This is a genomic window from Actinomycetospora flava (genome assembly GCF_037400335.1).
GTDB lineage: Bacteria > Actinomycetota > Actinomycetes > Mycobacteriales > Pseudonocardiaceae > Actinomycetospora > Actinomycetospora flava.
This window is the reverse complement of record NZ_JBBEGM010000014.1, coordinates 138,774-158,207: the sequence shown is the minus strand read 5'-3', so window position 1 is coordinate 158,207 and position 19,434 is coordinate 138,774. Positions and strand designations below refer to the sequence as shown.

The 19,434-nt window shown below is 74.9% G+C and carries 20 protein-coding genes and 1 tRNA gene; 15 read left to right on the top strand and 6 right to left on the bottom strand.

What is annotated here, in order from left to right:
* Positions 1–3 precede the first annotated feature (3 nt).
* The gene (locus WCD58_RS27770) at positions 4–429 is read right to left on the bottom strand and encodes a tetratricopeptide repeat protein (RefSeq protein ID WP_337706346.1); all 426 of its coding nucleotides are present in this window, start codon (positions 427–429) and stop codon (positions 4–6) included.
* A gap of 164 nt (positions 430–593) precedes the next feature.
* Here WCD58_RS27770 and eno point away from each other — a divergent pair, with 164 nt between their 5' ends.
* The 9 genes from eno to WCD58_RS27725 all read left to right on the top strand — a co-directional run bounded on the left by eno (position 594) and on the right by WCD58_RS27725 (position 9,519).
* On the top strand, positions 594–1,880 hold the full coding sequence (gene eno / locus WCD58_RS27765) for a phosphopyruvate hydratase (RefSeq protein WP_337706345.1): 1,287 nt from the start codon (positions 594–596) through the stop codon (positions 1,878–1,880).
* A gap of 5 nt (positions 1,881–1,885) precedes the next feature.
* On the top strand, positions 1,886–2,545 hold the full coding sequence (locus WCD58_RS27760; RefSeq protein ID WP_337706344.1) for an FtsB family cell division protein: 660 nt from the start codon (positions 1,886–1,888) through the stop codon (positions 2,543–2,545).
* Between the two features lie 24 nt (positions 2,546–2,569).
* A complete protein-coding gene (locus tag WCD58_RS27755) occupies positions 2,570–3,079 on the top strand; it encodes a DUF501 domain-containing protein (RefSeq protein WP_337706343.1) in 510 nt (169 codons plus the stop codon).
* Positions 3,080–3,488: 409 nt separating this feature from the next.
* Positions 3,489–4,463, top strand: coding sequence for a Ppx/GppA phosphatase family protein (locus WCD58_RS27750; RefSeq protein WP_337706342.1), 975 nt, complete (start codon positions 3,489–3,491; stop codon positions 4,461–4,463).
* A 17-nt stretch (positions 4,464–4,480) separates the two neighbouring features.
* Positions 4,481–5,119, top strand: a complete 639-nt coding sequence (locus tag WCD58_RS27745; RefSeq protein WP_337706341.1) for a hypothetical protein — start codon at positions 4,481–4,483, stop codon at positions 5,117–5,119.
* A 4-nt stretch (positions 5,120–5,123) separates the two neighbouring features.
* Positions 5,124–5,879, top strand: coding sequence for a uracil-DNA glycosylase (locus WCD58_RS27740; protein ID WP_337706340.1), 756 nt, complete (start codon positions 5,124–5,126; stop codon positions 5,877–5,879).
* Between the two features lie 14 nt (positions 5,880–5,893).
* A tRNA-Leu gene (locus WCD58_RS27735) sits at positions 5,894–5,967 on the top strand.
* A gap of 278 nt (positions 5,968–6,245) precedes the next feature.
* On the top strand, positions 6,246–7,106 hold the full coding sequence (locus WCD58_RS27730) for a PIG-L deacetylase family protein (protein WP_337706339.1): 861 nt from the start codon (positions 6,246–6,248) through the stop codon (positions 7,104–7,106).
* A gap of 136 nt (positions 7,107–7,242) precedes the next feature.
* Positions 7,243–9,519: a SpoIIE family protein phosphatase gene (locus tag WCD58_RS27725; protein WP_337706338.1), complete on the top strand. Its 2,277-nt coding sequence runs from the start codon at positions 7,243–7,245 to the stop codon at positions 9,517–9,519.
* Between the two features lie 82 nt (positions 9,520–9,601).
* On the opposite strand, the gene WCD58_RS27720 is transcribed toward WCD58_RS27725, so the two are convergent.
* Positions 9,602–9,832 (bottom strand): antitoxin, encoded by a 231-nt coding sequence (locus WCD58_RS27720; protein WP_337706337.1) that lies wholly within the window; start codon positions 9,830–9,832, stop codon positions 9,602–9,604.
* Positions 9,833–10,133: 301 nt separating this feature from the next.
* On the opposite strand from WCD58_RS27720, the gene WCD58_RS27715 reads away from it, so the two are divergent.
* Entirely contained in the window at positions 10,134–10,955 is an 822-nt protein-coding gene (locus WCD58_RS27715) for a Bax inhibitor-1/YccA family protein (RefSeq protein ID WP_337706336.1), read from the top strand.
* 124 nt (positions 10,956–11,079) lie between these two features.
* Here the strand turns inward: WCD58_RS27715 and WCD58_RS27710 are convergent, their stop codons facing one another.
* Positions 11,080–12,324: an acetyl-CoA C-acetyltransferase gene (locus WCD58_RS27710; RefSeq protein ID WP_337706335.1), complete on the bottom strand. Its 1,245-nt coding sequence runs from the start codon at positions 12,322–12,324 to the stop codon at positions 11,080–11,082.
* 146 nt (positions 12,325–12,470) lie between these two features.
* On the opposite strand from WCD58_RS27710, the gene WCD58_RS27705 reads away from it, so the two are divergent.
* Positions 12,471–13,874, top strand: a complete 1,404-nt coding sequence (locus WCD58_RS27705) for a cystathionine beta-synthase (RefSeq protein WP_337706334.1) — start codon at positions 12,471–12,473, stop codon at positions 13,872–13,874.
* Positions 13,875–13,881: 7 nt separating this feature from the next.
* On the top strand, positions 13,882–15,045 hold the full coding sequence (locus WCD58_RS27700; RefSeq protein ID WP_337706333.1) for a cystathionine gamma-synthase: 1,164 nt from the start codon (positions 13,882–13,884) through the stop codon (positions 15,043–15,045).
* Between the two features lie 9 nt (positions 15,046–15,054).
* Here the strand turns inward: WCD58_RS27700 and WCD58_RS27695 are convergent, their stop codons facing one another.
* Together WCD58_RS27695 and WCD58_RS27690 are read right to left on the bottom strand one after the other, a co-directional pair.
* Positions 15,055–15,489 carry a PPOX class F420-dependent oxidoreductase gene (locus WCD58_RS27695; protein ID WP_337706332.1) on the bottom strand — a complete coding sequence of 145 codons (435 nt, stop codon included), beginning with the start codon at positions 15,487–15,489 and terminating at the stop codon, positions 15,055–15,057.
* Between the two features lie 15 nt (positions 15,490–15,504).
* Entirely contained in the window at positions 15,505–15,750 is a 246-nt protein-coding gene (locus tag WCD58_RS27690) for a hypothetical protein (protein WP_337706331.1), read from the bottom strand.
* Positions 15,751–16,019: 269 nt separating this feature from the next.
* On the opposite strand from WCD58_RS27690, the gene ilvA reads away from it, so the two are divergent.
* Complete coding sequence (ilvA, locus tag WCD58_RS27685; protein WP_337706330.1) at positions 16,020–17,231, top strand: threonine ammonia-lyase; 1,212 nt, start codon at positions 16,020–16,022, stop codon at positions 17,229–17,231.
* Positions 17,232–17,237: 6 nt separating this feature from the next.
* Here the strand turns inward: ilvA and greA are convergent, their stop codons facing one another.
* Entirely contained in the window at positions 17,238–17,732 is a 495-nt protein-coding gene (gene greA / locus WCD58_RS27680; RefSeq protein WP_337706329.1) for a transcription elongation factor GreA, read from the bottom strand.
* A gap of 425 nt (positions 17,733–18,157) precedes the next feature.
* Here greA and mca point away from each other — a divergent pair, with 425 nt between their 5' ends.
* Entirely contained in the window at positions 18,158–19,066 is a 909-nt protein-coding gene (gene mca, locus WCD58_RS27675) for a mycothiol conjugate amidase Mca (RefSeq protein ID WP_337706328.1), read from the top strand.
* Complete coding sequence (locus WCD58_RS27670) at positions 19,063–19,416, top strand: hypothetical protein (protein ID WP_337706327.1); 354 nt, start codon at positions 19,063–19,065, stop codon at positions 19,414–19,416. The genes mca and WCD58_RS27670 overlap by 4 nt, the downstream gene beginning before the upstream one ends.
* The last annotated feature ends 18 nt before the right edge of the window (positions 19,417–19,434 follow it).

The window sequence follows — 19,434 nt, the reverse complement described above, 5'->3', positions numbered from 1 at the left end:
CGATCACGCCCCGCCGGCGCGGTCCGAGCGCAGGGCGATCGTGGCGCTGACCTCGCCCAGGGCCTCCTGGTACTCCGGGCGCGGGTCCATCGCCGCCGCCATCCGCAGCTGCGTGCGCGCCTCGGCGAGCCGGCTCTGACGCTGCAGCGTGCGCCCGAGCGCGAAGCGCGCGTAGTGGTCCGACGGGTCGAGCTCCAGCACGCGCAGGAATCCCTCCTCGGCGCGCCGGAACTGTGCGGACGCGAGGAAGGCGCGCGCGGCGAGCAGGTGCACCGACGCGGCGGCGTGCTCGGTCTCCAGCAGCGGGGCGAGGAGCTTGAGGGCGTCGAGCGGGCGCCGGCGCTCGAGGAGGTCCTCGGCCCGGCGGAACTCGTCCACCGCGGAGGCCCGAGGGTCCGGTTCGGCGGGTTCGGGCTGCGCGGCGGACATCCCTGCCACCGTAGGCCGCGTCACGGAACGGCGCGAGGGTTCCCGGGCGCGGACCGCTCCCGTGCGTGGCGCGCCCGATCGGGTCTGCGGCGACGTCTACGATGCGGGCGACGTGCCGTGCCCCGGGGCGCGGTGAAGCGATCCAGCATTCGGAGGCATGGTCCGTGGCGGTCATCGAGCAGGTCGGCGCACGGGAGATCCTCGACTCGCGGGGCACGCCCACGGTCGAGGTCGAGGTGGCGCTCGACGACGGCACGCTGACCCGCGCCGCGGTGCCCTCCGGGGCGTCCACGGGTGAGCACGAGGCGGTGGAGCTGCGCGACGGCGACGACTCCCGCTACCTCGGCAAGGGCGTGGAGCGGGCGGTCGCGGGCGTCCTCGACGAGATCGGTCCCGGCCTCGTCGGCATCGACGCCGCCGAGCAGCGCGTCGTCGACCAGAAGCTCATCGACCTCGACGGCACGCCGGACAAGTCGCGGCTCGGCGCGAACGCCCTGCTGGGCGTGAGCCTCGCCGTGGCCCGCGCCGCCGCGGAGTCCGCCGAGCTCGACCTCTTCCGCTACATCGGCGGCCCGAACGCCCACGTGCTCCCGGTGCCGATGATGAACATCCTCAACGGCGGCGCCCACGCCGACTCGGGCGTCGACGTGCAGGAGTTCATGATCGCGCCGATCGGCGCCGAGTCCTTCCGCGAGGCCCTGCGCTGGGGCGCGGAGGTCTACCAGGCGCTGAAGAAGGTGCTCAAGAAGCAGGGTCTCTCGACGGGCCTGGGCGACGAGGGCGGCTTCGCGCCGTCGCTGCCCAACAACCGCGAGGCGCTCGACCTGATCATGGCCGCGATCCGCGACGCCGGGTACACGCCCGGCCGCGACATCGTGCTGGCCCTGGACGTGGCGGCGAGCGAGTTCTTCTCCAACGGCGTCTACACCTTCGAGGGCGAGACCCGCAGCGCCGCCCAGATGAGCTCGTACTACGGCGAGCTGCTCGACGCGTACCCGCTGGTCAGCATCGAGGACCCGCTCTCCGAGGACGACTGGGAGGGCTGGACGAAGCTCACCGGCGACATCGGCGACCGCATCCAGATCGTCGGCGACGACCTGTTCGTCACCAACATCGAGCGCCTCGAGGAGGGCATCGAGCGGCGCGCCGCCAACGCCCTGCTCGTGAAGGTCAACCAGATCGGGACGCTCTCGGAGACGCTCGACGCGGTCAGCCTCGCCCAGCAGTACGGCTACCGCTGCATGATGAGCCACCGCTCCGGCGAGACCGAGGACACGACGATCGCCGACCTCGCCGTCGCCACGAACTGCGGGCAGATCAAGACCGGCGCCACGGCACGCTCCGAGCGCGTCGCGAAGTACAACCAGCTCCTGCGCATCGAGGAGGCCCTCGGCGACGCCGCGCGCTACGCCGGCGACCTGGCCTTCCCGCGCTTCGACCCGGACGCCTGAGCCCCGTGCCCCCCGCCGACCGCGACACCTCCGACGGCCCCGCCGACCGCTCGACGGGGCGGTCCGGCGTGGGGCGCGGGCGCGGGCGGCGGGGTGGTCGCGGGAGCGAGCGGTCCGGGACGACCAAGTCGTCGCCCGCCCGCACCCGCGCGCGTCAGGGACCCCGCCGCGACCCGCAGCGGGTCGTGCGCCGGCGCCCGCTGCGCGTCCCCACCGGCACCGCGGCCGCCGCCGCGCGCGCCCGCCGCGCCGCCCAGGCCACCGGCGGCGCCCTCGGGCTCTCGACCGCGCGGCGCGCGGCGGTGCTCGCCGTGGTCGTGTGCGCGGTGGCGCTGACCGTGGCGGTGCCGCTGCGCAACTACGTCACCCAGCGCCACGAGCTCGCCGCCGTCGCCGCCGAGCAGGAGCGCCTCGCCGGCGACGTCCGCTCGCTGACCGACGAGCGCGCGGCCCTGCGCGACCCCGCGCACGTCGAGGCCCTGGCCCGCGAGCGCCTCGGCTACGCGCGCCCCGGCGAGGTTCCCTACCGCGTGCAGCTCCCGGGCGACGCCGGCAACCCGCGCGACGCCCGCGACACCGACCCGCGCGCCGGCCTGCCGCCCGAGGAGGCGGAGCTGCCCTGGTACTCCCGGGTGGCGCGGACGACGCTGGGCACCACCCCGTGAGCACCGCCCTGTGAGCGACACCCCGTGAGCGACACCCCCACCGAGGACGACCGCGCCGCGGTCGCCGCCCAGATCGGCCGGCGTCCCCGCGGGCTGCGGCGCGTGGCGCACCGCTGCCCGTGCGGGCTGCCCGACGTCGTCGAGACCGCCCCGCGCCTCGAGGACGGCACGCCGTTCCCGACGCTCTGGTACGCGACCTGCCCGCGGCTGACCTCGCGGGTCGGCACGCTCGAGGCCGACGGGCTCATGCGCGAGCAGACCGACCGGCTCGCCACCGACCCCGACTTCGCCGCCCGGTACGCGACCGCGCACGCCGACTACCTCGCCGAGCGGAACGCGATCGAGTCGCTCGGCACCGACGTCAGCGCCGGCGGCATGCCCGAGCGGGTGAAGTGCCTGCACGTCCACGTCGCCCACACGCTGGCCCGCGGGCGGGGCGTGAACCCCGCCGGGGACGAGACGCTCGACCGTCTGGACGACTGGTGGCACGCCGGGCCCTGCGTCGGGACGGCACACCGCGACCCCTCGGGCTGACACCACCAGCCCCACACGGCGACGGCAGCACCCGAGCGGGACGCACGCACCGTGGCCTGTCCGCCACGGAACGGTGGACCTGACCCCTGGCCCGGTCACGACCCCGCTCCCAGATTGATCGTCCGGCCCCTCGCACCCCAGGATGGTGGAGCCGGTTCCCCCGACCGGCACAGCGCGACGGTGCGGACGGCCCGCCGCGCACCGGGTGGCGACCCGCCGTATGGCGCCCTGTCGTGGCGGCCCGACGGGCCCGCGCCCGCGGACCGGTCGCCGGACGGCCCCTCCCGCCGGGGGCGTCCGGCGACCGGTCCGGCCACATCACGCCCCCGCGCCGGGCACGGCGGGGGAGACCTCGCTAGCGTCGTCCCCAGCCCGGTCCCCCGGGACACGTCTGGTGCAGGGAGCGCCCATGCCACGGGTCGCGGCCGTCGACTGCGGGACCAACTCGATCCGCCTGCTGGTGGCCGACGTGACGGTCCGCGAGGACGGGTCGGCGTGGCTGCGCGACGTCCACCGGGAGATGCGCATCAACCGCCTCGGCCAGGGCGTCGACGCCACCGGCCGCCTGGCGCCCGAGTCGCTGGCCCGCACGCGCGAGGCCCTCGGGGCGTACGCCGAGATGCTCCGCCGCCACGGCGTCGCGGTCGGCCCGGACACCGTCCGCGTGTGCGCCACCTCGGCGACGCGCGACGCGGAGAACCGCGAGGAGTTCTTCGGCGCGGTCCGCGAGGTCATCGGCGTCGACGCCGACATCATCACCGGCGACGAGGAGGCACGGCTGTCGTTCGCCGGCGCCGTCGCCGACCTCGACCCCGACGAGGGCCCGTTCGTCGTCGCCGACGTCGGCGGCGGGTCCACCGAGCTCGTCACCGGCACCTGGGACGCCGTGGCGGCGGAGGTCACGGGCGCCCGCTCGACCGACGTCGGCTGTGTGCGGCTGACCGAGAAGTTCCTGCACGACGACCCGCCGAGCGCCGAGCAGACCGCCGAGGCCGAGGAGTTCACGCGCGCCACGCTCGCGCCGGCGTTCGCCGCGGTGGCCGTCGAGGACGTCCAGACCTGGGTGGCGGTCGCGGGCACGGCGACCACGCTCGCGGCCGTGGCCATGGACCTGCGCACCTATGACCCCGAGCGCATCCACCTCTCGCGGCTGGGGCTCGACGACGTGCGCGCCACCGCCCGGCGCCTCGAAGGGATGCCGCGCGAGCAGCGGGCCGCGCTGGGCCCGATGCACCCGGGCCGCGTCGACGTCATCGGCGGCGGGTCGCTGGTGATGCGCGTGCTCGCCGACGAGCTGGCCGAGCGCGCCGGCGTCACCGAGCTGGTGATCTCCGAGCACGACATCCTCGACGGGATCGCGCGGGCGCTCGCCGCCCGCTGGTGAGACCCGGTGACGCAACGGTGACGGCGCGACCCGCGGACCCGCGCGGCGCGGGCGTGCTGCCGCTGGCGGCGCTGGTGCTGGCCCGGCGGGTGCGGGCCCTGGTGGCCGTGACGGTCGTGCACACCACGGTGCTCGCGGTCGCCGCGTGGCTGCTGGGCAACGGGCCGACGCTGCCGAGCGTGGCGGCGTTCGCCGCGCACCTCGCGATCTCGCTGGGCGCCGCCCTGCCCGTGCGCTGGCAGTTCGCGGGCGACCCCGCGCTCCGCGAGCACCGCGCCGTCCGCGCGATGACCGTGTCGTTCGTGATCCTCGCCGTGTACAGCGCGGTCGACGCCGTCCTCGACGCGCTGGCCCCGGCGCGCCCGGGGGAGACCCTGGTCGGCGGCCTGCTCGGCCTCGCCGCGGCCGTGGCGCTGCCGGTGCTGGTCGCCCTCGACGCGCGGGCGTCCCGGCGCGAGGGCGCCGACCGCGACCCGCGGGTGGGGCCCGCCGCCCCGCCGGTGCTCGTGGTCGCGCTGTCCGCGGTGCTCGTCGCGGCCTCCGGGGTCGACCTGCTCGCGAGCACCGCCGTCGCCCCCTCGGTGGCCGCGCCCGCGGTGTCCGCGGTGGTGGCCGTGCTCGCCGCACGGGAGGCCTGGGGTGCCTGGAACCGCTGACACGGTGGCCGATCTGGCCGCGCTCGACGCCGCCGTCGCCGAGTGCCGCGCCTGCCCGCGGCTCGTCGCGTGGCGCGAGGAGGTCGCGGCCACCAAGCGCGCCGCTTTCCGCGACGAGACCTACTGGGGCCGGCCGGTCCCCGGCTTCGGGGCGACCGACGCGCGGCTGCTGATCGTTGGCCTGGCGCCGGCCGCGCACGGCGCCAACCGGACCGGGCGCATGTTCACCGGCGACCGCAGCGGTGACGTCCTCTACGCCGCGCTGCACGCCGTCGGGCTCGCGTCCCAGCCGACGTCGGTGGCGATCGGCGACGGCCTCGAACTGTTCGGCACCCGCATCACCGCCCCGGTGCGCTGCGCCCCGCCCGAGAACAAGCCGACCCCCGCCGAGCGCGACCGCTGCCGCCCCTGGCTCGCGCGGGAGCTCGCCCTGCTCCGCGACACCGTGCGCGCCGTCGTCGTGCTCGGGGGCTTCGGGTGGCAGGCCCTGCTGCCGGTGCTCGCGACCCCGGATCCCGCGGGCGGGCACCCCGGCTGGATCGTCCCGAAGCCGCGTCCGGCGTTCGGGCACGCGGCGCGCGTGACGCTGGCGGCGGCCTCATCCGAGGCGGCCCCGCTCGAGCTGTTCGGCAGCTACCACGTCAGCCAGCAGAACACCTTCACCGGACGGCTGACCCCGGCGATGCTCGAGGACGTCCTCGCCGACGCCGCGCTGGCCGCCGGCCTGGAACCGGCCTCTCCGCGGCGGCCCTCCGGCTAGGGTGTCGACTCCTGGCCCCCGTAGCCCAATCGGCAGAGGCAGGCGACTTAAAATCGCCGCAGTGTGGGTTCGAGTCCCACCGGGGGCACGGTGTCCCTCCGCTGTCCCCCCGCTGCCCCGGAGTCTCACCCCTGTTGGCCCCTTGTCCGCGTGCGGGACGCCGGGGCGTCACCGACGGCACCTCCTCGGGTCGCCGTCCCGTCACCCGCCCGTCGCAGCGCTGCGCGAAGAGCGGTCGGTGCGTCGCCGTGTCGGATGGTGCGTGACCGCTCGGACGCCCCGGACGGACCGCTCGACGCCGACCCCCCGGAGCTGCTCCGAACGGGCGAGAAGATCGGCGAGACTCGGCGCGAGGAGGTGAGCGTCGTGGCTGACCAAGGGGACCTGTCGGGACGGATCCCCGCGCCCGGGGGCGCACGCCCGCCGTGGCGCGAGCTCGAAGGGCTGCGCCCGCTGACGTTGCGCGCGTGCCGGCGGCTCGTCGTCGTCGCGCCCCACCCGCGCGACGAGATCCGCGCGGCCGGCGGTCTGCTGCGCCGCCTCGCCGCGCGGCACGCGTCGGTCGACGTCCTCGCGCTCACCGACGGCCCGGGCCGCACCTGCACCCCGCCCGAGGGGCTGGCGGTACCCCGCGAGCCGGAGCGGCCGCTCGGCGACCTCGTGGTGCGCCCCGACGACCTCGCGGACCCCGACACGCTGGCCTCGGTGCTCGCGCGGCTGGACGACGCGGCGGACGACGACCCGGCCGGCGAGTCGTCGGTGGACCCGGACGAGGCCGAACTCGAGGAGGCGTACGAGGCGCTGGGCGTCGCGGAGGTCCGCCGGCACCGCCTCGGGCTCCCGGACGCCGGCCTCGCCGGACGTGAGGCCGACGTCGTCGCCGCCCTGAGCGAGATCGTCGGCTTCGCCGAGGACCCCCACGGCCTGTGCGTGCTCGCGCCCTGGTCCGGCGACGGCGACGACGACCACGAGGCCGCCGGGCGCGCCGCGGAGATCGTGTGCGCCGCCTACCGCGTGCGCCTCGTCCGTTGGCTCGACCAGGCCTGGAGCTGGGCCGGACCGGAGTCGGCGGAGGTGCCGTGGCGACGGGCCCGCCAGCTCGCGCTGTCGGAGACGGTGCAAGCTCGTAAACTGGCCGCCAGCGCAGCGTTCGGTGGCCGTCCCGGACGCGACCGCGAACTGCCCGACGGCTCGGCCCCCGGTCCCCGCGAGGTCTTCCTGGTGTGAGCACGTCCCCCGTCGCCCGTCCGGGTGTCCCGACACCCTCTGTTTCGCCCGACCGGTCGGCGCGTCGCGTCGTCGCGCGCGCCCGTGGGTGTCACACCCCGGCCGGTGACCGCACGGGGCCGATAGGCTCCGTCAGGTGACGGGCTGGACGAACGGCGACCACGGCGAGGTGGCGACCGAGATCCCCGAGCCGGCACCCGACCTGGGCGCCGACTACGCCGCCGAGGCCCAGCGCGTCCGCGACAGCGTCGCCCCGACGAACGGGCTCGCCCAGTCGGATCTCCCGTCGGTCCTGCACACCGCGCCGGCGGCGGTCGCGCTCATCGACCTGGGCCAGGGCCTGGTCACCTACGCCAACGACTCGGCGGCCGGCCTGACCGGCGGCCGGGCCACCCTCCCGATCGACATCGACGCGTGGAGCGAGGCGGCGGGACTCACCGACCTGTCCGGGCGCCCCATGCGCGACACGGCGTCGCCCCTGTCCCGGGTCGCCCAGGGCATCCCGGTCTCCGGCGAGCCCGTCGCCGTCGCCGAGGCCGCCCGGCGGGGCTCGGACGCCACCGAGGAGGAGCGCGAGGAGGCCGAGGGGCGCCTGCTGTGGGTCACCGGCTTCCCGCTCTCGGAGGCGGTGAACGCGGACCAGCGCCGCCTCGCGCTCGTCGTGTTCCTGCAGCTCTCGGGCGCCGGCGCGCAGCGCCACCTCGAGATGGTGCGCGACCGCGCGGTGGTGGCCACCGAGCTGTCGTTCACGATCTCCGACCCGGCGCGCGAGCAGAACCCGCTGGTGTGGGTCAACCCGGCGTTCACGCGGCTGACGGGCTACGAGCTCGACGAGGTCATGGGGCGCAACTGCCGCTTCCTGCAGGGCCCGAACACCGACCCGGCCTCGATCTCGCGCATCCGCACGGCGCTGGCCGAGGAGCGCGCCATCACCGAGGTGCTCCTCAACTACCGCCGCGACGGCACCGCCTTCTGGAACCAGGTGTCGATCACGCCGGTGCTCGACGGCAGCGGCCGCGTCGTCAACTTCGTCGGCGTCCAGGCCGACGTCACCGAGCGCGTGATGGTCGAGAACGAGCGTCGCGCCGCGCTCGCGGCCGCCGAGGAGACCCGGGAGCAGCTGCGCCTGCTCACCGAGTCGACGTCGGCGATGTCGGCGAGCCTGGACACCACGGGTGTGGCGGAGGCCCTCGCCGGCATCGTCGTGCCCGCGATGGCCGACTTCTGCTGCGTCGACCTCCTCGAGGACGCCGACGGCAACTCCACGGTGCGCCGCGCGGCGGCGAACCACCGCGACGAGTCCAAGGTCGACGAGGTGAACGGGCTCGGCCGCTGGGTCAGCCCCACCGAGGACGGCACCGACCCCATCGGCGAGGCCCTCGCGTCCGGCACGCCCGCGCTGCTCGCGGAGCTGCCGGTGCGCCCCGCGGGCATCGCCGACCAGCCCGAGCTGCTGCGCCGCTACGAGGCGCTGCGGCCGCGCTCGGCGATCGTCGTCCCGCTGCGCGCCCGCGGGCAGGTGCTCGGGTCGCTGACGCTGGGCACCGAGCTGCCCTACGGCCGGCGCTACTCGCAGCGCGACCTCTACCTCGCGGCCGACCTCGCCGCCCGCGCCGGGCTCGCCCTGGACAACGCCCGGCTCTACGCCCGTGAGCACGGGGCGGCCGAGACGCTGCAGCGCAGCCTGCTGCCCGCGGTGCCCGCCATGCCCGGCATGTCGATCGCGTCGCGGTACCTCGCCGCCACCGACGGCGCCCAGGTCGGCGGCGACTGGTACGACATGCTCGGCCTGCCCGACGGCGCCGTGGGCCTCGCCGTCGGCGACGTCGTCGGCCACGACCTGCGCGCCGCCGCCGCCATGGGCGAGCTGCGCGGGGTGCTGCGCTCCTACGCGTGGGAGGGCCTGGGGCCCGCGGACGTCGTCGACCGGTGCGACGACGTCGTCCAGGGCCTGGGCATGGCCGCGATGGCCACCGCCGTCTACGCGCGGTTCGAGCGCGACTCGCAGGACGGGAAGGACGGCGGCTGGCTGCTGCGCTACTCCAACGCCGGGCACCCGCCCCCGCTGCTGCGCCGCGCCGACGGCACGGTGGAGCTGCTCACGGGCAACCTCTCGCCGCTGATTGGGGCGACCCGCGCGATCACGCGCGAGGAGACCTCGGTGCACTGCGGCAAGGGTGACCTGCTCGTCCTGCACACCGACGGACTCATCGAGGCGCCCGGCGCCGACCCGGACGACCGCACCCAGCTCATCGCCGACACCCTGGCCGCGCAGCCGTCCGACATGCCCGTCGAGGAGATGTGCGACCGGCTGCTCGGCATGCTGGGCGTCGACGGGCTGCGTGACGACGCGGTGCTGCTCGCGATCCGCCTCGAGGGTGAGGACGGGCCGGCGGCGGTCACCCGGAACTGACCCCCCAGGACCGACCACGGCCCGGCCCCGCGTGTGCGGGACCGGGCCGTGGTCGTCTCTGCTGGGCTCGACTCGGGCGGGCTCAGGGCCGCGGGGGCTCCTCGCCCGGCGGCGGAGGCGGGGGCGCCTGGCCCTCCTGCTGACCGCCGTGCAGCCACTCCTTCGCCTTGTCCCCGGCCTGGTCGACCTGCTCCTCGTGGCCGAAGCGCTGCCCGACGGCGTCGGCGCCCTTGTCCACGTAGCCGTCGGCCTTCTCCGGGTTCTCGCCGGCCCAGTCCTTGGCCTTGTCCACCATCTTGCCGAAGTCCACCATCGACACCCTCCTCGTCCCTGGTTGCGAGGTCCTGACACCGGAGCATGCCCCGTCCCGTCGCGGGCCGACACCTCCGACCCCCCTCAGTACCTCCGAACGGGCGGATAGACTTCGCTCCGGGCCCCATCCCGGGGCGAAGCGGACACGCTGTGTTCATCGCCGATCCGGTAAAGTTCTTTTTACCGAGGCGGGAACCGATCCACCCGGCCCGTCGTTGGACCAGGTGGACGACAGTCCGCGGTCGAACCGGTCGGTGGCATCCCGCCACCGGAGCCGGCTTCGCGTAGGAGGAGGACGAGAGGTGCGCACCAGCAGCAACCCGGCGTTCCGCAACCTGCCCACCTCACCGGGTGGGTATGCGCGGTTCGGCGACGCCCCGGCCGGCATGGCCGGAGCGGGCGGCATGTTCGGCGGGGGCGGCAGCCCGATGCCGACGGCGGCGGCCGACGACCGTCCGCTCACCGTGGACGACGTGGTCCAGAAGACCGCGATCAACGTGGTCCTCGCCCTCGCGGTCGGCGTCGCCACCGCGTGGAGCGGCCTCTACGTGCTGGGCCTGCTCGGCTTCGTGGTCGGCCTGGTCCTGGCGCTCGTCATCATCTTCAAGCAGAGCACCAACAAGTTCCTGGTGCTCGGCTACTCGGCGGCCGAGGGCATGGCGCTCGGCGCGATCACCGGGGTGTTCCAGAACCTCGCGACCTCGCCCAACGGCTCGAGCTTCGCCGGCATCGGCGTCCAGGCGATCCTGGGCACGCTCGGCATCTTCATCGGCATGCTCGTCGTCTACAAGACCGGCGCCATCCGCGTGACGCCGCGCCTGACCAAGATGGTCATCGGTGCGGCCATCGGCGTGGTCGTGCTGATGCTGGCCAACCTCGTCGCGGGCTTCTTCGTCCCCGGCGGCATGGGCCTGCGCGACGGCGGCGCCCTGGCGATCATCTTCAGCCTGGTCTGCATCGCCATCGGCGCGTTCATGCTGATGCTCGACTTCGACCAGGCCGACCAGGCGGTCAAGGCCGGCGTCCCCGCGCGCTTCGCGTGGTACCTCGCCTTCGGCTTCATGACCACGCTGGTCTGGCTCTACATCGAGATCCTGCGCCTGCTCAGTTACTTCCGCGAGTAAGCACCTCCCCGAGACGACGGCCCCTTCCTGCACTCGCAGGGAGGGGCCGTCGCACGTTCCGGGGCCGGCGGGGTCTTCCAGCCTGGCGGCCACGCTGACGTTCAACGTCAGGAAATCCGCCCGCTCAGTTCAGGCGCTCGAGCACCATCGCCATGCCCTGCCCGCCGCCGACGCACATGGTCTCGAGGCCCAGGGTCGCGTCGCGGGTGCGCAGGCCGTTGATCAGCGTCGTGGCGATGCGCGCGCCCGTCATGCCGAACGGGTGCCCGACGGCGATGGAGCCGCCGTGCACGTTGAGCTTGGCCTCCATGTCGTCGTCGCTCATCCCGAGCCCGCGGGCGGACGGGATCACCTGGGCGGCGAAGGCCTCGTTGATCTCGACGAGGTCGACGTCGGCGACGGTCAGGCCGGCGCGGGCCAGGGCGCGTGCCGAGGCCTCGATCGGCCCGAGCCCCATGATCTCCGGCGACAGGGCGCTGACGGCCGTCGACACGATCCGCGCGAGCGGGGTGATCCCGAGGGCGTCGGCGCGCTCCGCGGACATGACCAGCAGCGCCGCGGCGCCGTCGTTGAGCGGGCAGGCGTTGCCGGCGGTGATGCGGCCGTCGGGGCGGAAGACCGGCTTGAGGTCGGCGAGCGCCTCGTACGTCGTGCTGGGGCGGGGGCTGTCGTCGTGCTCCATGACCGAGCCGTCGGGCAGGCGCACCGGCGTGATCTCGCGGGCCCAGAACCCCGACGACTGCGCCCGCGCCGCGTTCTGCTGGCTGCGCAGGGCGAAGCGGTCCATCTCCTCGCGGGTGACGCCCTCGGCGAGCGCGACGTTCTCGGCGGTCTGCCCCATCGCGATGTAGGGGTCGGGGTACAGGCCGTCGGCGCGGGGGTCGTGCCACTCGGTCGCGCCGGCCGCGGCGACGTCGGCGGTGCGCTGCTCGGCGTCGGCGAACAGCGGGTTGTGGGTGTCGGGCAGCGAGTCGGAGTTGCCCTTGTCGAACCGCGACACCGTCTCGACGCCGGCGGCGAGGAAGACGTCGCCCTCGCCGGCGCGGATGGCGTGGGCGGCCATGCGCGCGGTCTGCAGCGACGACGAGCAGTAGCGGGTGATCGTCGCCCCGGGCAGCCGGTCGAGGCCGAGCTCGACGGCGACGATGCGCGCGAGGTTGTGCCCCTGCTCGCCGCCGGGCAGGCCGCAGCCGAGCAGGAGGTCCTCGACCTCGGTCGGGTCGAGCGCCGGGACTGCGTCGAGCGCGGCGCGCACCACCTGCGCGGTGAGGTCGTCCGGGCGCGTCCCGGCGAGCGAGCCCTTGCGGGCGCGGCCGATGGGCGAGCGGACGGCGGACACGATGACGGCCTCGCGGCCAGGGGCGACCATGCCGCCGACCCTACGACCGTGAGGCGAGCGCGTGGCGATACGGACACTGGATGACAGCGACGCCACGTCGCTGACACGAGCGTGACGCCCGGCACGACCGTGGGGGAGAGCGGCGCGGGGCGCGGCGAACCAGCAAGATTGACCCCATGCGCTACGTCGAGCACGTCGCCGACCTCGTCGGGAACACCCCGCTGGTCCGTCTCAACCACGTGGTGCCGACCGGCCCGGACGCGCCGCTGGTGCTCGCCAAGGTCGAGTACTTCAACCCCGGCGGCAGCGTGAAGGACCGCATCGCCGAGAAGATGATCGACGCGGCCGAGGCGTCGGGGGAGCTCAAGCCCGGCGGGACGATCGTGGAGCCGACGTCGGGCAACACGGGGATCGGGCTGGCGATCATCGCCCAGCAGCGCGGCTACCACTGCATCTTCGTGGTGCCCGACAAGGTCAGCGTCGCCAAGCAGGACGCGCTGCGCGCCTACGGCGCCGAGGTCGTCGTGTGCCCCGCGGCGGTGGACCCCGAGAGCCCCGAGTCCTACTACTCGGTGTCCGACCGGCTCGCCCGCGAGACCGAGGGCGGCTGGAAGCCCAACCAGTACTCGAACCCCGCGAACCCCGCCTCGCACGTCGCCACCACCGGCCCCGAGATCTGGGAGCAGACCGAGGGGCGGATCACCCACTTCGTCGCGGGCGTCGGCACCGGCGGCACCATCTCCGGCACCGGTCACTTCCTCAAGGAGACCTCGCATGGCCGGGTCCGGATCGTGGGCGCCGACCCCGTCGGCTCGGTCTACTCCGGCGGCGACGGGCGCCCGTACCTCGTCGAGGGCGTCGGCGAGGACTTCTGGCCGACGACCTACGACCGCGACATCTGCGACGAGATCGTCGCCGTGCCCGACGGCGACTCGTTCGCCATGACGCGGCGCCTGGCCCGCGAGGAGGCGCTGCTGGTCGGCGGCTCGTGCGGCATGGCGGTGTGCGCGGCCGCGAAGGTGGCGGCCGAGGCCGGCCCCGACGACGTCATCGTCGTGCTGCTGCCCGACGGCGGCCGGGGCTACCTGTCCACGGTCTTCAACGACCAGTGGATGTCGTCGTACGGCTTCCTCGCGCCCGACACGACCGAGTGGACCGTCGGCGACGTCCTGCGCCGCAAGGACGGCTCGGTGCCCGACCTCGTGCACGGCCACCCCAACGAGACCGTCGCCGACGCCGTCTCGATCATGCGCGAGTTCGGCGTCTCGCAGATGCCGATCGTCAAGGCCGAGCCGCCGGTCATGGCCGCCGAGGTGCGGGGCGCGGTGACCGTCCGCGACCTGCTCGACCGTGTGTTCAACGGGCAGGCCTCGCTCACCGACCCCGTCGAGCGCCACCTCTCGCGCCCGCTGCCGAGCCTCGGGAGCAGCGAGCCGATCTCGAAGGCGGTGGAGGCGCTGCGCGGCGGCGACGGCGCCATGGTGGTCGTCGACGGGCGCCCGGCGGGCATCGTGACGCGCGCCGACATCCTCGCCTTCCTGGCCACCGGCAGCCGGTACGACATGGGTGGACCGGCGTGACCACGCCATGCCTAGGGTGGACGGGGTGAACGGTTTCTCCACCCGCGCCCTGCACGTCGGCCAGGAGCCGGACCCGACGACGGGCTCGGTGGTCGTCCCGATCTTCGCGACGTCCACGTTCGCCCAGGACGGCGTCGGCGGCCTGCGCTCGGGCTACGAGTACGCCCGCACCGGCAACCCGTCGCGGACCTCGCTGGAGGCCACGCTCGCCTCGTTGGAGGGCGCGCGCCACGCCCGCGGGTTCGCGTCGGGCATGGCCGCCGAGGACGCGCTGCTGCGCGGCGTCCTGCGCCCCGGCGACCACGTGCTCATCCCGCTCGACGCCTACGGCGGCACCTACCGGCTGATCTCCACGGTCTACGCCGACTGGGGCGTCGAGTACACCGCGGTCGACACCGCCGACCTCGACGCGGTGCGGGCGGCGATCCGGCCGAACACCAAGGTGCTGTGGTGCGAGACGCCGACCAACCCGCTGCTCGGCATCGCCGACATCGCGGCCCTGGCGGCGCTGGCGCGCGAGCACGACCTCATGCTGGTCGTCGACAACACGTTCGCGTCGCCGTACCTGCAGACCCCGATCGCCCTCGGCGCGCACGCCGTCGTGCACTCGACGACGAAGTACCTGGGCGGGCACTCCGACGTCGTCGGCGGCGCGGTGGTCACCGACGACGACGCGCTGCACGAGGTCCTCGGGAAGATGCAGAACGGGATGGGCGCGGTGCCCTCGCCGTTCGACTGCTTCCTCACCCAGCGCGGGCTCAAGACCCTCGCGGTGCGCATGGAGCGCCACAGCGACAACGCCGAGCGGGTCGCCGACGTCCTCGCCGCCCACCCCGCGATCACCTCGGTGCTCTACCCGGGGCGCGCCGACCACCCGGGCCACGAGGTCGCCGCGAAGCAGATGCGCCGCTTCGGCGGGATGGTGTCGGTGCGCGTCGCCGGCGGCGAGCAGGCCGCCCGGGACCTCTGCGCGGCCACGCGGGTGTTCACGCTCGCGGAGTCGCTGGGCGGGGTGGAGTCGCTCATCGAGCACCCGGGCGCCATGACCCATGCGTCGACGGCCGGTTCGCTGCTCGAGGTGCCCGCCGACCTGGTGCGCCTGTCGGTGGGCCTGGAGGACGCCGACGACCTCGTCGACGACCTGCGCCAGGCCCTCGAGACGCTGGGCTGACCTCCTGGCCTAACCCCGGATGCGCTCCCCGTAGACGCGCTCGACGGTCATGACCATGAGCACGCGGCGGTCGGCGACCATGGTCGCGCGGTAGTCGTCCCAGTCGGGGTGCTCACCCGCGGCGCGGCGGTAGTACTCGACGAGTGCCTCGACCTCGGCGGAGTGCGGGTCGGCGCCCGGGCCGGTGAGCGTCACCGGGCCCTCGGCGGTCGCCCACGCCCACCCGTCGGCGGCGGTGACCTCGAGCGCCGCCCGCGGGTCGCGGCGCAGGTTCGCGGTCTTCGCCCGGCCCTCGGTCATCGAGACCGACAGCGTGCCCGCGGACGGGTCGTAGAAGGGCATGACGGGGGAGAGCTGCGGCAGGCCGTTCGCCTTGACGGTGGCGAGGACGCCGAGGCGGCTCTCGGCGAGCAGGGCGCGGGGGTCGAACGCGGTCGAGGTCACACCCCGATGATGCGCCTACCCGCGGCGCGACCAGGCGTCGTGCTCGCTCGGGTCGCCGACCAGCGGGTCGATCTGGCTGGGCTTGAGACAGCCGCCCTCGAGCGAGATGCCGTCGGGGGTGCTGACGTAGCGCGCCGGGTCGTCGCAGCCCGCGGAGCCGACCGTGCCCACCGCGGCGAGGGCGAGCAGCGCGGCGAGGAGCAGCGGGAGGGCCCGCGCGAGGCGCGTGACGCGCGCGTCGGGAGGCGAGATCGTGCCCATCGTTCCCACCCCCCTCCGACCCCTCGTGACGGCGGATCCTCACGCCGATACCACAAGGCTACCGACGCTTCGCGAGTGCGGGCCCCACGCGCACGATCGGGCGTCCGGCGTCGACGGCAGCGCGACGACCGGTCGGCGCACGGAACCGCCCGGCGGGCCTCACACGGTCCTCACCGCTCGTCGGCCGCTCGTCCTGAGCAGGACCTGAGGACGGCCTGAGCGGGCCCCGAGCGCGTGCCGGGCGACGGCCTGCTGCCAGGATCGGCGCCGTGGAGCTCGTCGCACCTGCCGACGTCCTGGCGGCGCGGGAGGCGCTGGCCGGGGTGGTCCGCGAGACGCCGGTGACGCCGTCGAGGGCACTCGAGGGGGTCGCCGAGGGCCCCGTGCTCCTCAAGTGCGAGAACCTGCAGCGGACCGGCAGCTTCAAGATCCGTGGTGCCTACCGGCGCATCCAGCGGCTCGCGCCCGGCGGGCGTGCCGCCGGCGTGGTGGCCGCCAGCGCCGGCAACCACGCGCAGGGCGTGGCGCTCGCCGCGCAGATGCTCGGCACCCGGGCGACGGTGTTCATGCCGGCCGGGGCGCCGCTGCCCAAGATCGAGGCCACCCGCGAGTACGGGGCCGACGTCGAGCTCGTCGACACGCTGGACGAGACGTTCACGGCGGCGGCCGACTTCGCCGACCGGACCGGGGCGGTGCTGATCCACCCCTTCGACCACCCCGACATCGTCGCCGGGCAGGGCACGGTCGGGCTGGAGATCCTCGAGCAGGTGCCCGACGTCGCGACGATCGTGGTCTGCACGGGCGGGGGCGGGCTGCTCTCCGGCATCGCCGCGGCGTGCGCGCCCGCCGGCGTCCGGGTCGTCGGCGCCCAGGCCGCAGGGCTCGCCGCCTGGCCCCCGTCGCTGCGGGCGGGCGCCCCGACCGGCGTGGCCGGCGCGACCATCGCCGACGGCATCGCGGTCTCGCGCCCGGGCGAGGTGACGTTCGCGCACGTGCAGGCGCTCGTCGACGAGATCGTCACCGTCGACGAGGAGGCCATCGCCCGCGGGGTGCTGCGCTGTCTCGAACGCGAGAAGCTGCTCGTCGAGCCGGCGGGCGCGGCGGCCGTGGCGGCGGTCGCCGAGTACCCGCGGCGCTGGCCGGGGCCCGTGGTCGCGGTGCTCTCCGGCGGCAACGTCGACCCGATGCTGCTGGTCGACATCGTCCGCCGGGGCCTCGTGGCCGCCGGGCGCTACGCGGCGCTGCGCGTGCGCCTCACCGACCGCCCGGGCTACCTCGCGGACGTGCTGCGCCGCGTGGGGCAGGCGGGCGGCAACGTCGTGGACGTCGAGCACCGCCGGCTGACCGGGTCCGGCCCGGATGCGGCGACAGCGCCGGGCACCGTGGACGTGGCCCTCACGCTCGAGGCGCGGGGCCACGACCACCGCGCGGCGATCCTCGCCGACCTCGCCGGAGCGGGGTACGACGTCGCCGCGGAGTGAGAGGCCTCAGGCGCTGTACGGCTCCGCCGACACCAGCGTGACCTCCATCGACCCGCCGTCGGGCAGGTCGTAGCTCACGGTGTCGCCGGCCTTGGCGCCGAGCAGCGCCGAGCCGAGCGGGGAGTTCGGCGAGTAGACCTCGAGGTCGCCGTGGGCGCCCTCCTCGCGGGAGCCGAGCAGGAAAGTCTCGGTGTCGTCGTCGCCCTCGAAGCGCACGGTGAGCACCGTGCCGGGGACGGCGGTGCCGCTCTCGGTGGGCGTCTCGCCGACCTTGGCGGTGTGCAGCAGCTCCTGGAGGTGGCGGATCCGGGCCTCCATGACGCCCTGCTCCTCGCGGGCGGCGTGGTAGCCGCCGTTCTCCTTGAGGTCGCCCTCCTCGCGGGCCGCGTTGATCTTCTGCGCGATCACGGGACGCTGCGCGACGAGGTCGTCGAGCTCGGCCTTCAGCCGGTCGTGCGCATCCTGGGTCAGCCAGGTCACCTGCGTCTGCGTCTCGGTCACGTCGATCAACTCCTCGGAGGTCCGTTCCCGCGCTGCGCGGGTCGGCGGCCTGTTCTCCACACGGGTCCTACCGACACCGTGCCGGGTTGCACGGTGCCGGCGGCCCGGGGGCCACAGACGGAAAAACACGGCCCGCGGCATGCGGGCCGTGTCGGCCCACGGTAACACGCCCGAGCCCGTGCGAAACCCGTTCGAGGGTGGCGCCGAGGGGATCGGGTGGGCGTGAAGGGCCTTGACTACCTGCACTTTCTCTGGATCGCGTCCCGCCGCAGAGCCCCGGTGGAGATCTCGGCGGACGCGGCCGTCCATGGTCGCGGCGGGGCTGTCGGCGGGGTGTCGGGGGTGCCCGGGATGATGGAGGGACGCGGGGGCGTTGTTCCCCGGTGGTCACCAGTTCGACGCACGAGGACGGCTCCGGACAGACGATGAGCGCACTCCCTCCCGATCAGCCCCTGCGGCTGCTGTCGGTCCACGCCCACCCCGACGACGAGTCCAGCAAGGGCGCCGCCTCCTGCGCGCGCTACGTCGCGGACGGCGTCGAGGTCATGGTCGTGACGTGCACCGGCGGCGAGGCCGGCAGCATCCTCAACCCCGCGATGGACACCCCCGAGGTCCGGGCCGACATGGTCGGCACGCGCCGCGCCGAGATGGACAAGGCGGCGGCGATCCTCGGGGTGCAGCACCGCTGGCTCGGGTTCGTCGACTCGGGGCTGCCCGAGGGCGACCCGAAGCCCCCGCTGCCGCCGGGCTGCTTCGCCCTGGAGCCGCTCGAGGTGCCCACCGAGGCGCTGGTCCGGCTGGTGCGCGAGTTCCGCCCGCACGTGGTCGTCACCTACGACGAGAACGGCGGCTACCCGCACCCGGACCACATCCGCACCCACGAGGTGTCGATGGCGGCGTTCGACGCGGCGGGCGACCCGGACCGGTTCCCGCTGGCCGGCGAGCCGTGGCAGCCGCTGAAGCTCTACTACTCCCACGGCTTCTCGAAGGCCCGGATCCAGGCCTTCCACGAGGCGCTGCTCGAGGCGGGCATGGAGTCGCCCTGGGCGGAGTGGCTGGAGAAGTGGGACGACTCGCGGCAGGACCCGGGCGCGCGCATCACCACGCGCATCACCTGCGCGGAGTACTTCCCCGTCCGCGACGACGCGCTGCGGGCCCACGCCACGCAGATCGACCCCAACGGCCGCTGGTTCCAGATGCCGATGGAGATGCAGCAGCGCGTGTGGCCGACCGAGGACTACGAGCTCGCCCGCTCCCTGGTCGACACCGAGGAGAGCAACGAGCACCCCGGTGACGACCTCTTCGCGGGTGTGCGGGAGCGGGTCGGCGCATGACCCGCCTGGCCGTCTGGTGGACGCTGCTCCCGGTGTCGGTGCCCGCGCCGCCGCCGGGGGGTGCGCCCGGCACCGAGCGCGGCGAGGAGTTCGGCAAGACCTCGCCGATCGCGCTGGTGGTCATCCTGCTGCTCGGGGTGGCGACGGCCCTGCTCATCCGTTCGATGACCAAGCACCTCCGCAAGGTGCCGACGTCGTTCGACCCCGCGGACGACGACGGGTCCGGGCGTTCGGAGGCCGACGATGCTCCGGACGGCGACGATCGCCCGGCGCCTGCTCCGAACGGTGCCGGGAACGGGACGGACCGGTCCGCGCGACCGCCGGGCGACGGCTCTCCTGGCTCGCCCTGAGCCCGACCCGGGTGCGAC